Raw genomic sequence first — 16227 nt, forward strand, 5'->3', positions numbered from 1 at the left:
TACCCTTTTACCACTCCAAGAGGATGCTTCAAATTAGCCAAATACCCTTTTTAGAGGATGCGCAAAAACAACAAAAGAGGATGAGTATAGACCGATAATTTTTTTATACGATAGTAGCCTAGAATAGATTTGGGAGATGATGTTTATAGAACTAATTTCCTAAAAAATGAATTTTATTATTATTATTATGATGGATATACAGAAGAGTGATTCAGATGAATTATGAGATTCACTTGAATTTATATAACTTTTATGCTAAAATGTATTTATCTTTTTAGCATGAAAGTTAGGGCTTATGATGACGAATAAAGAGAAAATTTTAGAGATTGCAAAAAAGAATAATGGTATCATATTGACAAATCAAGTAACGGAAGCAAAAATTCCAAGAGCGGTTTTGATTAATATGGTGAATGAAGAAATTCTTTTCCCTGTTCAGCGTGGTATTTATGTGACGGATGAAGGATACATCGATGATTTTTACTTGCTTCAAGCACGATTTCCAAAGGGAATCTTTTCACATGAAACGGCCCTTTATCTTCAAGGATATTCAGACAGAGCACCAATACTTCCGACGATGACATTTAAATATGGAACATCAACTTCACGAATGAAAGGTGAAATAAGACCTGTAATAGTGTCTTCTGATTTCGAATTAGGTAGAATTGAAATTGAAAAAAACGGCTCGAAATTGATAATTTATGATGTGGAAAGAACGTTAGTCGATTTGTTGAAACCGCGATACGATACAGATTTTGAGCAGTTTATTCCAGCTATTAAGCGATATACAGCCTCTAAGGACAAAGATATCAATAAGCTGTTTAAGTATGCACAGCATTTTGGTTTAGAGGTTGAACTTCAGAAATATATTGGAGGACTACTATGATTTTCAAGAATGCCATGAGTTTTAAATCAAAGATTAAGCAGATTGCCAAAGAAAAGAAGATTACAACACAACAGGTTCAACAGAGCTATCTTATTGAGGTATTCCTTGAAAAATTGGCAAAATCACCATATAGGGATAATTTTATCTTGAAGGGTGGATACTTGATTGGTGGAATCGTTGGATTGGATCAGCGTGCCACAATGGATCTTGATACAACAGTAAAGGGATTTGAGCTAACACTAGAAAAACTAACAAACATTACAGAAGAAATCATTACAATTCCAACAGATGAATCGTTTACCCTTTCCTTTGATAATGTTAGTGAAATCCGAGAAACCGATGATTATCCGGGATTTAAACTCAAATTATATGCTGATTTTGAGAGGATTCATGAATTAGTATCTATTGATGTAACGACGGGCGATGCAATTACACCAAGAGAGATTGAGTTCAGTATTAACCGCCTTTTTTCCGATGATAAACTTTCGTTGCTGTCATATCCGATTGAAACCATTATTGCTGAGAAAGTTGAAACTATATTAGCCCGTGGTGTTGCTTCAACAAGACCACGTGATTTCTACGATGTCTATATGATTTCAAAATTAAGATGGAATGAAATTAATTTCACTACACTGGCTAATGCTTTGAATAATACAATGACCAAGCGAGAATCGAAACTCCAATTGAATGATTATCCTGCCATCATAGAACAACTTAAGACTTCTCAAGTTCAGCAGCAGTTATGGAAGAAGTATCAGCGTGAATATAACTATGCCAAAGACTTGTCTTTTAATGAGGTGGTTGATTCGGTGCTGAGAATTGTGGAGAATATTGAGAAATAAAGGAGTGTGTTCGAAGGGTATAGTTAAAGAACAGTATAAAATTAGCTTGCCTATACTTGTCAAAACCCAATGCTCATAGTGCGCTCATAATATGTAAAGGTACGATAATAGTGGCGATAAACGTTGAACGTTGAACTACTGGGATTCAAAAGCACATTAACCGTACCAGAAGAATTTTATTGATTACAATCAAGCAATTTGTGAAATAACAAAAATAAAAGAAGAAATCCTTGAACACGTAAGCGTTCAGGGACTTTTTTTGTGAAATGAATCAGAATAAGTATGGTCTGTAAAAAAATAAAATAATTAGTTATTCAAAGTATTTTTAGTACAAATATGCGTCATTTCTACAACCAATCATCTTATGTTTAAGATAATAAAAAAGATAAAATCTAGGGAGTCCGTTTTAATAAAAAATACAAAGATAGATGGTGTGTAAAAAACATTGAACTTTATATAATACATAATTCAAAAAAGGAGTCAGGATATTATTTTGGAGCAAAAATAATTAATGATATAATGAAAACGAATACAATGATGTAATTGAGGTAATAAATTAAATACAAAATCGAAAGCAGGTGAAGAATGATTCTAAACAAAAAAAGAACTGTAATAGTCTCTCTAATTGGTCTAATATTTATTAGTCTATTAACATTGCTATCAGTTCAAACTAAACAGACTAATGCTGAGGAAGTAGTTACTGTTCATTCAGCTGATGTTGATACGGGAGCAACGACACTTACTAGGAGTGATTTCAATGATAATTTTACTTTAGCAGGCACTGTTGGCATGCGTTATCAAGTCGGTGGAGCTTTTAATCCTTTTGGTCCTGCTCTAACTGATGAAGAAACGAAAGCCAGATATGATGAAGAAACAGGAATTATCACCTTAACCCCTAATCGAAATGACTGGTCAGGCAATTTCACGCTTAATAATCGAATTTCAACAGAACAACCTTTTAAACTTAAAGGCGCTATTTATTTGGGAGATAGGACAGATGGAGACTGGAGAGATAAAGAAGATACTGACGAAAATGGAGGAACTCCAAGTGGAGGTGCGGACGGGATAGGTTTTGCTTTTCATCCTGAAGAAGTAGGAAAGGTTGGTTTTACAGGGGCTAACATGGGGATTGGCGGTCTTAAAGGTGCGATTGGTTATAAGTTTGATACTTACTGGAATACTGCGCAGCAAAGTAATGATGATGATAACCATCGCTTAGGCTGGGAAGAGGATCCTGGAAGTAAAACACCTCATCAAGGTAACCCTTTTGGATCCTTTATCGAGACGACAACTGAACCTACTCCAGCCGAAACTCCCCTTTTGAATTCAGGACGAACGGTACCTTTTGCGACTGATGCAGGATTTGGTGTAGCCGATTGGGATCATGTTGCTTGGCTAGACACAAGTAAGATACTCCAAAATTCAGGTGTAAGTCGCCGTGGTGAAATTGGTGATGATAGCGATGGTAATCCAGTGCAAGGGGCAATTAGAAGACAAACTTCTGATTATGGTTATGATGCCAATGAAAAGTTAGCAAGTGGTTCGACTAAAGATAACACCACAGGTTTTCAAAATGTCATCTATGATTATAAACCTGGAGATTCAGGAAAAGGAACACTTCGAATTTATTTGCTCCATGGTATAACAACTAATCCAATCTTATCAGGAGCATTGACAGATGATGGCATTGTTTATGATTTAATTGGTCAAAAAGAAATTAATTCATCTGACTCGCTTGCTTTAGCTGTATCTGCATCAACAGGTGCCTTTCGTAATCTTCAACAATTTAGATTTGATTCTTTTGAATACTCAGCGGTAAAAAGATTGACAATTGATAAAATTTGGGAAGATGAGAGTGATATAAACGGTCTAAGGCCCGATACCATTGAAGTTCAAATTTGGGCAAATCTTAAAGCAACGAATAATAAAGAAGAAGTTCGACTTCCTTATAAGACCCCAATAGAGATAAGAGCTACAGATAATTGGGCCTATGTTTATGATAATCTACCAAAATATAATAACGAAGGGCGTGAAATTTTCTATGACGTGACAGAAATTCCTGTAGCTGGTTATGAGTCAACAAGCCAAAGATTAAATGACGAAAATGATTCAGAAATTCAGTTTAAAATTTTTAATAAGATTCAAAACCCACTTACCATTTCGGGCAAAAAAATCTGGTTGGATGAGGAAAATATTGCTTCACGACCAGCTCATATCACAGTTCAACTATGGAGAAAAGAGGGTGGGCAAGAACGCCAGGTTCAATTCAATGAATTAGCAGCCGGTTATGAAAGTTTTTATGGACAAGTAAATTCTAATGATTTTGTGACACAAGAAACAAATTCAAATAAGAACTGGGAATATACTTTCTCTCACTTACATGGAACGGAGGAGATAGAAGGAGTTGAACAAGGAATTCAGTATTTCTTAAAAGAAGAGTTGTCAACTGACTATAAATATCGCTATGAGTCACAAGTTATAGGACGAGATATTGTTAACACAGCTATTGAAATGGAGAAAATGAGCTTGATTGTTAATAAAGAGTGGGATGATAAAGGCTATGAATCTATCAGACCAGAAACCATTACAATTCAACTGTTGGCAAATAATAAGTTGCAAGGGAATCCAGTCACTATTGGAGTCAATGAAAAATGGACTTGGGAATTTACCGATTTAGCCATAAGGGATGAACTGGGTGATGATATTTCATATTCAATCAAAGAAATTGACGTACCTAAGCATTATCAAGTTGATCAAATTCAAGAAAATAATAAAATTACTTTGATTAACAAATTTGTGAAAGAAGATCCTAATCCTGAAGAAGAAGAGGAGAAGGACAACAGTATTAATAATGACAATGGTAGTGACCCTACTAATAATGCTGGTAACTCGAATCATTCAGAAGAAGCACACAATGATGTTAAAAAAGAAACCACAGAAAATCTTCCTGTGGTAGGGCAATATTCAGGATTCTGGTTGATACTTGTTGGTGCCGCATTACTATTTGGAGTTGTATTATTAGTGAAGCATAAACAAAAAAGGGAAAAATGATAAACTAAAAAGAATCAAAGCATTTTATAGATTCTAGCCAGTTCTGTTAAAAGCAATATTCTCTATTGTCATAGTATCTTCAGATTCCATGGCAATAGAGTTTTTTTGTTGAAAAATTAAAGTATACTTAGTTGTTAGGCCAAGTCTTGTTGCTTTAACTAAGCGGAAATTCCAAAGTTGAATTATTATGAAGATAGTAAAATTGGAAGGGTCAGAAAGTTTATGTGATTAATGGACTACGTTTTTTATGCTATAATATGGACAAGAAAATTTAGAGGCAACCAATGAAAAAGGGAAAACTAAAGATATATTTTGGCTATGCTGCTGGTGTTGGAAAAACATTTGCTATGCTCGAAGGGGCGCGTGAGGTTCAGGAATCTGGAATTGATGTTGTTTCAGGTTACATTGAACCTCATAATCGACCAGAGACCTCAAAATTAATTGAAGGGCTCGAAACTTTACCTTTAAAAAAAATAAATTATAAAGGGATTCAATTAAAAGAATTCAATTTAGAAGAAGCTTTGATTCGTAGACCTCAGGTTATCCTAGTTGATGAATTAGCCCACACAAATTGCCATGGTTCAAGAAATAAGAAGAGATTTCAAGATATTGAAGAACTTTTGAAAGCGGGAATAGATGTTTTTACAACAATAAATATTCAGCATCTTGAAGGTCTAAATGATGTAATTGAAAAAATAACTGGGATTATTGTAAATGAAAAAATTCCTGATTACATATTTGAAGAGGCTGATCAAATTGAGCTAATTGATATTGAACCCGTTGATTTATTAGAACGACTAGATAAAGGAAAAATTTATCAGCTAAACAAAGTAAATCAAGCAAAAGAAAATTTTTTTGCATTAGAAAAACTTATCGCTCTTCGGGAAATTGCTTTACGAAAAACTGCTGACCAAGTCAATAAGAGCGCTATTCGTAAAGCTCAAAATAAAAAAAATATTTATGCAAAAGAACATGTTTTAGTATGTGTTTCAGCTTCACCCTCAGCCTCTCATGTTATTCATGCAGCTGCGAGACTTGCAGTTGCATTTAAAGCAGAATTTACGGCATTATATATCGGTGATTTAGAAAATTCTTCCAAAGAAGAAAAAGATAGACTGAGACAGAATTTACGTTTGGCTGAACAGTTAGGCGCAAAACTATCTGTCCTATATGGAGATAATGTTTCTAAGCAAATTGTCGAATATGCTAAAATTAGTCAAATATCAAAGCTGGTAATTGGTAAAAGTGTACAAAGTTCATTTTGGAATAGGGAAAATATTGTAGATCTTATAAGTCAGGAAGCGCCAGAACTTGATATCTATGTCATTCCAAATGCAAGGGGACAACAAAAAAATACTTCTGGAACTTTGTATAATTTAAAAAAATTCCGGTTTTCATTAAGTGATTTATTTAAAACAATACTGATGCTAGCTCTTGTCACTTCATGTGGGTTAGCCTTCAAATACTGGAACTTCAATGTTGCTAATATAATTATGCTTTATATTTTAGGAGTTCAGATTAATGCTATTTTTACAAAAGGAAGAATTTTTAGTCTCATTTCCTCAATCTTATCTGTACTTTGCTTTAATTATTTTTTCACAGAACCTTATTACACTTTTGTAGCCTTTAGCTCTAATTATCCAATTACTTTCTTAATTATGTTGGCTGCTGGATTAATTACGTCGACATTAATCAAAAGAATTCAAGAACAAGTTCGAGTCTCTGCGGAAAAATCATATCGAACAGAAGTACTTTTACAAACGAATAAAGATTTAGCACAGGTTGATTCGGTAGCAGAAATTCTAGAAGCAACAGTTCAACAGTTAAAAAAATTACTTGATCGAGATATTGTGATTTATCCAATCAAAGATAAAGTTTTAGGAGATGAATCATATTTTTCAACTGAGTCTTCTAAGTATAATTTAGAAAAATACCAGAATTTTAATGAGAGAGGTGTAGCTGAGTGGGTAATGCACAATAATAAACGTGCAGGAGCAACGACCAATACATTATCAGCTGCTAATTACTTATATTTGTCAATTCGTGGGAAAAATCGATCTTTTGCGGTGATTGGTATCCTAATGAAGGACAAAAATGAGTTGGAAACATTTGAAAAATCTATAATTCTGGCTATATTAGGTGAAGCAGGATTAGCTTTAGAAAAAGAAATTCTTCGAGAAGTCCAACAAAAAAACGAAATTCAAATTGAGCAAGAACAGTTACGTGTAAATTTGTTACGTGCTATTTCACATGATTTAAGAACTCCACTAACTAGTATTTCTGGACATGCAAAATTACTGATGAAAAAAGATAGCACAATAAACAAACTTCAAATTCAAGAATTATCAGCTTATATCTATGATGATTCAATGTGGTTGATTAATTTAGTTGAAAATCTTTTATCTATCACAAGATTGGATGAAAAAATAGAATTAAAGTTGGAAGCAAATATTATTGATGAAGTAGTTGAAGAAGCACTTAAACATGTAGACAGGCATTTGGAACAGCATGAATTTAGTTTAAATTTAGCCGACGAACTCTTAATGGCAAAAATGGATGTGGCTCTTATGATACAAGTGATTGTAAACTTGATTAATAATGCGGTGAAATATACACCAATTAATTCTAAAATAGAACTACAAACCAAAAAAATTAATGATGAGTTAGTTATTGAAGTTTCTGATAATGGGCCTGGGATTACAGATAAAGCTAAAGAAAAAATATTTGATTTATTTTATACTGATGAAAATCGGCAAGTTGATTCTAAGCGTGGTTTAGGTTTAGGACTTTCTTTGTGTAAAAGTATTATTTTAGCACATGGAGGACAAATTTATGTTAAAGATAATCAGCCAAATGGAGCAATTATTGGTTTCAAATTACCTTTAGAGGAGGTTTTAATTTCTGATGAACAATGATGATATAAAAATATTGATTTGTGAAGATGATTTGTCAATTAATAAACTCTTATCTTTGACAATGGAGGTTGAAGACTATAATTATGTAGCCGTTAAAAATGGAAAGGAAGCATTAAGAGAAATTATCTCTCAGCGTCCAGATTTACTAATTTTAGATTTAGGCTTACCGGATATGGACGGAAAAGAGATTATTTCTAAAGTTCGTGGATTCTCTCAATTACCAATTATCGTAGTCAGCGCCAGAGGAGAAGATGCTGATAAAATAGCAGCTTTAGATGCTGGTGCGGATGATTATTTGACAAAACCATTTAGTACTGATGAACTTTTGGCTCGACTTAGGGTAAGTTTGAGAAGAGCTAAGTTTTCTGGAAATAATCAAAATTTACTGACAGAAGTAACAACTTTTACTAATGGCTGGTTGAAAATAAATTATTTATCAAAGTGTGTTTTTGTAAATGAAAAAGAGATACATCTCACACCTATCGAGTACAAACTTCTTTGTTTATTAGCAGAAAATTTGGACCGTGTGATGACCTATAACTATCTTGTCAAAGAAATTTGGGGGTATTATGAGGAAGATTTTTCAGCACTTAGAGTATTTGCAAATACGCTACGTAAGAAGATTGAACTTGATTCCAATTATCCAAAGATGATACAGACACATATTGGTGTTGGCTATCGAATGATAAAAATTGACTAAAAAGTACTGACAGATTCGTCAGTACTTTTTTTATGAAAATCTTTAGATTATCTTTATACGAACAATCAAATCTTTACACTCTTTTTATTTTTCAAGTGTTAAAATAATTTCAACATCAAGGAGGAGGAAAATATTTTGATGGATTTATTGATGCTTGGAGGACTAGTAGTAAGTTTTCTACTAATTCTGGCTCTAATAGCTTGGTGTGACAAGCAAATTAAAGAAAATTAGAAAGAAGTTTTTAAAATGTTTATTATTTTAGGGATTATTATCATGTTATTGGCGATTTATCTCTTTTATGCTCTGATTTATCCAGAGAAGTTTTAGGGGGAACAGATGTTACAAATTATTTTCGTATTGGCAGTGGCCATATTATTAATGATACCTACAGGTAAATACCTTTATCACATAGCGACAGATCAAAAGACCTTTGCAGATCCGGTCATGGATAAATTTGATGGCTTTATATATAAATTGATTGCTATGAAAAAACAGCCCATGACTTGGAAAAAATACGCGCTATCCCTAGTATTAACAAATTCTGTAATGGTTTTTATTGGTTATTTAATTTTGAGAATTCAAGAAATTCCCTTTCTAAATCCTAACCACATTGGGGCAATGGAGCAAAGTCTAAGTTTTAATACTGTAATTTCATTTATCACTAATACTAACTTACAAAACTATTCTGGGGAGTCTGCCCTTTCCTATATGAGTCAAATGATTGTCATTACCTTTATGATGTTTACATCAGCAGCTTCTGGTTTTGCAGCCTCAATGGCCTTCATTCGAGGACTGTCTGGAAAATACAAAGATATGGGAAATTTCTATTATGATTTTGTACGAGTAATTACTCGTGTATTACTTCCATTTTCTATTATTGGCGCTTTATTATTGATATCACAAGGCGTTCCTCAGACATTAGTACATAATTTAACAATTACAACCCTTGAAGGGAAAATGCAAGATATTGCTCTAGGCCCAGTGGCAGCTCTTGAAATCATCAAACATTTGGGAACAAATGGCGGCGGCTTTTTTGCAGCAAATTCAGCAATGCCTTTTGAAAATCCAAATATTATTACAAATATAATTGAAATGCTATCAATGATGTTATTACCTGGTTCGATATTATTTGCGTTTGGATATATGGTTTCAGATAGTCATCAAGAAAATAAATTATTAAATTCTAAATTAAAAAGTAAAAGAAGACTTTTCTTAGGAAAAGAGGCTCGACCATTATTTATCGTGATGAGTGTTTTATTTTTAATCGGGCTTACAATAATTATTTGGGCTGAGTCCAAAGGGAATCCTATTTTACAGCACCTAGGCTTAAGTCAAACTATGGGTAACATGGAAGGGAAAGAAACTAGATTTGGCACGAATATGTCAGCTTTATTTACTGAAATTACTACTGCTTTCACAACAGGTTCTGTAAATAACATGCATGATAGTTTGACTCCATTAGGTGGTGGTATTGCCATGATTAATATGATGCTAAATCTTGTTTTTGGAGGAAAAGGCGTTGGATTAATGAATATGATTCTCTATGTTCTTTTGACAGTATTCATCTGTGGTTTAATGATAGGTCGAACTCCTGTTTATTTAGGCAAAAAAATTGAAGGAAAAGAAATGAAATTGACTGCTCTAGCAATTATCATACACCCCTTAATTATTTTAAGTTTTACGGCACTAGCCGTTTCTGTTTCCGCGGGTATTGCTGGAGTATCCAATCCTGGCTTTCACGGTTTATCGCAAATTGTTTATCAGTATACATCTTCGGCGGCGAACAACGGTTCGGGTTTTGAGGGGTTAAAAGATAATACCGCTTTTTGGAATATTACGACTGGAGTTGCTATATTTTTAGGCCGATATCTCACTTTAATTATTCAACTTGCGATTGCTTCATCATTAATGATGAAAAGGTCGGTAAATAATTCTGTAGGTTCACTTAAAACAGATAGTGGAACTTTCACCGTCGTTCTATTTGTAATAGTGATTGTAATATCAGCATTAACATTTTTACCAGTTTTGGTTCTTGGACCAATCGCTGAATCTTTAACATTATGAGGTTTATGATGATTTCTAAAAATAAAAAACTATTGAATCAAGAGATTCTAAAAAGTTCTATCAAAGGAGCTTTTATCAAACTTAATCCGGCATATATGATGAAAAATCCAGTCATGTTTGTCGTTGAGGTTGGATTTACTATTACATTAATTCTATCTATTTTTCCAAACTTATTTGGGACAGTTCAATCATCAAGTCAAATTTATAATATAATTGTGACTATAATCTTATTCTTAACAATTCTTTTTGCTAATTTTGCAGAATCTGTCGCTGAAGGCAGAGGAAAAGCTCAGGCAGAGAGTTTGAAAAAGACGCAGAAAAATATGAAAGCAAGAATTATCAATAAAGATAAAGCTACTAATCAGATTAAGGAAACTATTATTGATGCAATTGAGTTAAAAAAAGATGATATAGTTCTAGTTAAAGCAGGAGAATTGATACCAAGTGATGGGGAGGTAATTGAAGGAATTGCTTCCGTCGATGAATCTGCAATAACAGGAGAATCTGCTCCTGTTATAAAAGAATCTGGTGGTGACTTTGCCTCAGTAACAGGAGGAACAACTGTTTCAAGCGACTGGCTCAAGATAAAAATCACTTCTAGTTCAGGAGAATCTTTTCTTGATAAAATGATTTCTCTTGTTGAAGGAGCCTCACGGAAAAAAACGCCGAATGAAATAGCATTAAATACTCTACTTGTGAGTTTAACTATTATTTTCTTAATAGTTATTGTGACACTCTATCCCATTGCTTCTTTTGTTCATGTGAAGTTAAGTGTAACGACACTCATTGCCTTAACGGTCTGCTTAATTCCAACAACAATTGGTGGCTTACTATCGGCAATTGGGATCGCTGGAATGGATAGAGTGACACGTTTTAATGTGATTGCAATGTCTGGTAAAGCAGTTGAAGCCAGTGGTGATGTGGATACTATGATTTTAGATAAAACGGGAACAATTACATTTGGTAACAGAATGGCCGCAAAATTTCTTCCAGTAAACGGTGTATCTTTAGAAGAGTTGACAGAAAATGCCGTCTTAACTTCATTGAAAGATGAAACGCCAGAAGGCAAGTCTATTATTAGATTAGCAGAAGAACAAGAAGATAAGGACTTTATGACCCCAGCTGAAATGACTTTTGTAGAGTTCACAGCTCAAACAAGAATGAGTGGAGTTGATTTTCCGACAGGAAAAACAATTCGCAAAGGAGCAACAGATGCTGTGATTGATTATATTCAACGACAAGGAGGGGTAGTTCCTAATGATTTGAAGAGAATTACCGATGAAATATCTTCGGTAGGCGGCACCCCATTGGTAGTTTCAGAAGATTCAAAGATTCTGGGAGTTATCTATTTAAAAGATACAATAAAGCCAGGGTTGGTAGAACGGTTTGCTCGTTTACGAGAAATGGGAATTAAAACAATTATGTGTACTGGTGATAATCCTTTGACGGCCGCAACGATTTCTCAAGAAGCTGGGGTTGATAGTTATATCGCTGAATGTAAGCCAGAGGATAAAATCAAAGCAATAAAAGTTGAACAAAACGATGGAAAAGTTGTTGCAATGACAGGGGATGGAACTAATGATGCACCAGCACTAGCACAAGCTGACGTTGGTATTGCAATGAATTCAGGGACAAGTGCAGCCAAAGAAGCAGCAAATATGGTAGATTTAGACAGTGATCCGACTAAAATTCTTGATATTGTAGAGATTGGTAAACAACTTTTAATTACGCGAGGAGCACTAACAACATTTTCTATTGCCAATGATATCGCCAAATATTTTGCGATTATTCCTGCAATGTTTATGCTTGCTATTCCACAAATTCATGTTTTAAATATCATGAATCTTGCAACGCCTTCCAGTGCAATATTATCAGCATTAATTTTTAATGCAATAATCATTCCGCTTTTAATCCCTCTAGCGATGAAGGGCGTAAAATATAAACCACAGCATTCGGATAAAATGCTGACACATAATATGTTAGTTTATGGTTTAGGGGGAGTTATTGCTCCATTCATTGGAATAAAAATTATTGACTTAATCATTGCTCCGTTACTGCACATGATTGGTCTTTAATGCTAAAAGGAGAAGTGATGAGAAAAATATTTAAAGAATTAAAAACACCTTTCCTAGTTACAGTGGTTTTTACAGTGGTTTGTGGACTTTTCTATCCATTGCTCATAACAGGTCTGGGGCAAAGTATCTTTCCCTATCAGGCTAATGGTAGTCTAATCGTTAATAAGGGGAAGGTGATAGGATCTGAATTAATTGGTCAACAGTTTTCTGATCAAGAATTCATGAAGGGACGTCCCTCAGCTGTTAATTATAATACTTATACTGCAAAAGAAAAATCTGAGGGTAAATATTTGGGAGTGGCTTCAGGTTCTCAAAATTTATCACCTAGTAATACCTTACTAAAAAAACGAGTAGAGAGTGATTTAAAAAACTTTCTAAATAATAATCCGAGCATAAATAAAAAAGATATTCCTACAGATTTATTGACATCATCAGGTTCAGGCCTTGATCCTAGCATTAGCCAACAGAGTGCCCTGATTCAAATTCCTCAAATTTCGAAGTCCACAGGTATAAGCGTAGATAATTTGAAAAAAATTATTGATAAAAATACTCAAAATAAAACTTTAGGATTTCTAGGTGAAAAAACAGTCAATGTATTAAAAGTTAATCTTGAAATTCACAATCATTTAAGTGAAATAAGTGATTAATAACGGTAAGAAACCAAAAACTATAAATCATAATAATTTATAGTTTTTTTATAGATAATTTTTCATTATCAAAGCTCTATTGAAAGATTTTTAAAATACTTTTTAGGTTGTATACTTTTAAAAATAAGCATATACTGACAGTAGGATAAAGAAAAGAAAGGGGTATCAAATGAGTTACAAATTAAACCAAAATGACTTGGAATATACGCTTTTAAATGGTACTTATTTAGTTTTAGGACTTCTTAACTCGGATAAAGAGGTAGAAACGATTCCGATGATGTATGTTTGGGATAAGAAAAAAACGTTATATATCTCCATACTTCCAGTAAAAAGAATGTTGTTAAATATCTCCAAAAGAATGTGAAAGTATCATTAAATATTGTTGATGCAATAAAATTGGATAAGGATAATTTTACTTTGCATTATAAATCGATTATAATTCACGGAAAACCTAAGGAAATAATAGATGAAATCACTAAAAGAAAATCAATGACCTTGGTTTGTGAGAAATATATTAGTGAGGATTATCCTATAGAACACTCTCAAAGAACTTACGAAAACACTAGTGAAGTATTGACGGTTTTTGAAATTTCTATCGAAGAAATTAGTGGATTGGGACATGAAAAGGAAGAAAGGTGTTTTGACGGAATTAATGTATATAAAAAACATGTTGGCAAAAATAATAAAAAAATGTATAATAAAGAGTACGTGTAACTAATGTAATATTTTTATAATTTAAAAAGAAAGTCTGATAAAGTAGGTATATAAACAGTCTGTTGTTTAAACACCATGATGCTTTGTAAAATACTATAAAAAGACTCCGAAAAATTAAGATTTTTCGGAGTCTTTTTATGCCGACAAACACTTAATAAGCCACTTATAATTCTTTAACGTTCTTATACCATGACTTTTGTTTACTAAAGTATGTTATTTTAAATGCTGTATTTTATATACTGTTTTAGTAAATGTTAATATTAGTGAATTTTCCATAAGTGATTATAACAGAATAATCACAGTACTTTCAGAAAAATCTTAATTTTTCTGAAAATTAGGTTTTGATATTTTGAAAGGAAAAATGATGGAAGAAAGTATATTTTATAAGAGAATTAAAAAACTAGCAAATGAGTTAGGGAAGTCATTCAATCAAATTGAAAAAGAATTAGGATATTCTCGCAATGCCCTAAGCAATTATAAAACACAAACGATTCCTTCAGCCATTCGTTTATTAGAATTAGCAGAGTATTTTGATGTAACACCAAGATATTTATTGGGAATGGATAGTATTTACTCAAAAAAACAGGAAAAAGCAAATTTTGCTGAGTTTCTTTTTAAAAATCTTGATAAAAATCAAAAACTTGAAATATGTAAGTTTTCGCAAATTTGGATGTTGCAAGAGTTAAAAGAGGAGCAATCTCAAAATTAAGAGAAGCATTACTTTTAGTGAAAAAATATTTTACAGATTTTATGGAGTTTATTTATTATGATTAGAAAAGCCAAAATGGAGAAGATGATGACAAAAAAATTAATCAGAAACTTATTTATATCATTGTTATTTACATCAATAATAGCAGTATTTGGAGTTGGAAAAGTATACGCTCAAGGTTCAGTTTCGAGTAAGAGTCTGCAGGTTTCTGCAGATGGATCAGACTATTATACTTTGGGTTCCGACTTTTATAATCATTTTGTTAAACCTACAACTGTTGATTTAACGAAGAATAAGGTTGTATATAATAAACAGACACTGATAGTATTTAATGGAAGAATTGATAAATGGAAAATGTCCTTTATAAACCAGGATTCATCAGGAAGATCTTGGTTCAAATTTTTATCTTATCCAGAAGCAACTAAAGGAGACATAAAAATTACTTATACAACGGATGGTATGAACTATTCTGATAATAAACCAAGTCTCGAACAACTCAAAGGCTATATGGTCGAACTTCTTAAACCAATTGTATATCCAGATGATGCAAATAACCAAGAGAATGATATAGAGGTCTCTTTTTTCAACTTTCTCCAGATACAGATTACATATTGAGTAATTTCAATTTAAATAAACAGTTTATTCCCTTTAGTGGAGAGTCATGGTTACAAAATTATAGTCCTGATCCCTTCTTTACTGATCGAAATCAACTCCAATTCATTTATCCTAATTATTCTAAAGGAGTGACAGTAGAGTACGTTGATGAGAAAGGAAACAAAATTCATAATTCACAAACTATTAGTGGTTCAAAAGGAGATGTTTATGACACCAGTACAGAACAGTACAAGTTGATATTGGATGGTTACACATTAGACACAACAAAACTACCACAAAATAGTACAGGAAATTTTGAAGAAGAGCTTCAAACGGTCACTTACGTATATTCTAAAAATCCAGTGGCTGCAGCTGATGTGACAGTAAGGTATGTAGATATAGAGAATAATCCTATTTCAAAAGACATCATTTTACAAGGAAATATTGGTGAAAGCTATTATACTGATAAAAAAGATATTAAAAATTATACTTTAAAAGAAGTTCAAGGAAATTCATCAGGTCAGTTTTCAGAAAAGGCACAAATAGTTACTTATGTATACACAAAAAATGAGTTACCTATTGCTACAGGAAAAGTTATTGTAAAATATATAGATACAGATGGAAAATCAATTTCAAAAGATGTTGTTAGAACTGGAACTGTTGGCGAAGATTATATAACTGAAGAAAAAAAGATTTCTGGTTATACCCTTCAAGAAATTAAAGGAAACTCAAAAGGTAAATATACTGCTAAAGTTCAGACTGTAACTTATGTTTATGCTAAAAATGAGATAATAAAAGCCAAAGATGAGTTAATAAGTTCTGAGACCAAATCCAAAAATAAAACAAATCCAAAAGTAAAAAATTCTAGTCACGCAAATCCAAAAAGACTACCAGAAACTGCTGAGAATAAAAAAATGAGTATAATAATTTTCCTTAGTGGCTTTACTCTTATAATCATAGGATTAGCTATTATAACATTTCGTCTAAAAAAACTGGTAATTAAAAAATAAAAGGCCTGATAAAGGCTTTTTTA

General features: G+C 32.7%; 14 protein-coding genes. All 14 read left to right on the plus strand.

Annotated elements, in window-relative coordinates:
• Positions 1 to 295: 295 nt before the first annotated feature.
• The 14 genes from AB6B24_RS03555 to AB6B24_RS03620 all read left to right on the plus strand — a co-directional run bounded on the left by AB6B24_RS03555 (position 296) and on the right by AB6B24_RS03620 (position 16204).
• Positions 296 to 883 (plus strand): hypothetical protein, encoded by a 588-nt coding sequence (locus AB6B24_RS03555; protein ID WP_195935341.1) that lies wholly within the window; start codon positions 296 to 298, stop codon positions 881 to 883.
• Positions 880 to 1725, plus strand: coding sequence for a nucleotidyl transferase AbiEii/AbiGii toxin family protein (locus AB6B24_RS03560; RefSeq protein ID WP_311804086.1), 846 nt, complete (start codon positions 880 to 882; stop codon positions 1723 to 1725). The genes AB6B24_RS03555 and AB6B24_RS03560 overlap by 4 nt, the downstream gene beginning before the upstream one ends.
• Before the next feature lie 585 nt (positions 1726 to 2310).
• Positions 2311 to 4776 (plus strand): Cna B-type domain-containing protein, encoded by a 2466-nt coding sequence (locus AB6B24_RS03565; RefSeq protein ID WP_311804087.1) that lies wholly within the window; start codon positions 2311 to 2313, stop codon positions 4774 to 4776.
• Positions 4777 to 5060: 284 nt separating this feature from the next.
• Complete coding sequence (locus tag AB6B24_RS03570) at positions 5061 to 7691, plus strand: sensor histidine kinase KdpD (RefSeq protein ID WP_311804088.1); 2631 nt, start codon at positions 5061 to 5063, stop codon at positions 7689 to 7691.
• The gene (locus AB6B24_RS03575; RefSeq protein ID WP_047206209.1) at positions 7681 to 8391 is read left to right on the plus strand and encodes a response regulator transcription factor; all 711 of its coding nucleotides are present in this window, start codon (positions 7681 to 7683) and stop codon (positions 8389 to 8391) included. Before AB6B24_RS03570 ends, AB6B24_RS03575 begins: the two co-directional genes overlap by 11 nt.
• Before the next feature lie 246 nt (positions 8392 to 8637).
• A complete protein-coding gene (gene kdpF, locus AB6B24_RS03580; RefSeq protein WP_080513128.1) occupies positions 8638 to 8718 on the plus strand; it encodes a K(+)-transporting ATPase subunit F in 81 nt (26 codons plus the stop codon).
• Positions 8719 to 8727: 9 nt separating this feature from the next.
• A complete protein-coding gene (locus AB6B24_RS03585; RefSeq protein ID WP_311804090.1) occupies positions 8728 to 10455 on the plus strand; it encodes a potassium-transporting ATPase subunit KdpA in 1728 nt (575 codons plus the stop codon).
• A gap of 8 nt (positions 10456 to 10463) precedes the next feature.
• Complete coding sequence (kdpB, locus tag AB6B24_RS03590) at positions 10464 to 12530, plus strand: potassium-transporting ATPase subunit KdpB (RefSeq protein WP_311804111.1); 2067 nt, start codon at positions 10464 to 10466, stop codon at positions 12528 to 12530.
• A 17-nt stretch (positions 12531 to 12547) separates the two neighbouring features.
• Positions 12548 to 13177 carry a K(+)-transporting ATPase subunit C gene (locus tag AB6B24_RS03595; RefSeq protein WP_311803421.1) on the plus strand — a complete coding sequence of 210 codons (630 nt, stop codon included), beginning with the start codon at positions 12548 to 12550 and terminating at the stop codon, positions 13175 to 13177.
• 169 nt (positions 13178 to 13346) lie between these two features.
• On the plus strand, positions 13347 to 13541 hold the full coding sequence (locus AB6B24_RS03600) for a hypothetical protein (RefSeq protein ID WP_311803419.1): 195 nt from the start codon (positions 13347 to 13349) through the stop codon (positions 13539 to 13541).
• Positions 13538 to 13891 (plus strand): pyridoxamine 5'-phosphate oxidase family protein, encoded by a 354-nt coding sequence (locus AB6B24_RS03605; RefSeq protein ID WP_311803417.1) that lies wholly within the window; start codon positions 13538 to 13540, stop codon positions 13889 to 13891. Before AB6B24_RS03600 ends, AB6B24_RS03605 begins: the two co-directional genes overlap by 4 nt.
• A 364-nt stretch (positions 13892 to 14255) precedes the next feature.
• Entirely contained in the window at positions 14256 to 14600 is a 345-nt protein-coding gene (locus AB6B24_RS03610) for a helix-turn-helix transcriptional regulator (RefSeq protein ID WP_139916715.1), read from the plus strand.
• 87 nt (positions 14601 to 14687) lie between these two features.
• On the plus strand, positions 14688 to 15215 hold the full coding sequence (locus AB6B24_RS03615; protein ID WP_311804091.1) for a hypothetical protein: 528 nt from the start codon (positions 14688 to 14690) through the stop codon (positions 15213 to 15215).
• Positions 15212 to 16204 (plus strand): MucBP domain-containing protein, encoded by a 993-nt coding sequence (locus AB6B24_RS03620; protein ID WP_311803412.1) that lies wholly within the window; start codon positions 15212 to 15214, stop codon positions 16202 to 16204. Before AB6B24_RS03615 ends, AB6B24_RS03620 begins: the two co-directional genes overlap by 4 nt.
• Positions 16205 to 16227: the final 23 nt, after the last annotated feature.

The organism is Lactococcus sp. AK05 (assembly GCF_041026685.1).
GTDB classification, from domain to species: Bacteria; Bacillota; Bacilli; order Lactobacillales; family Streptococcaceae; genus Lactococcus; species Lactococcus lactis.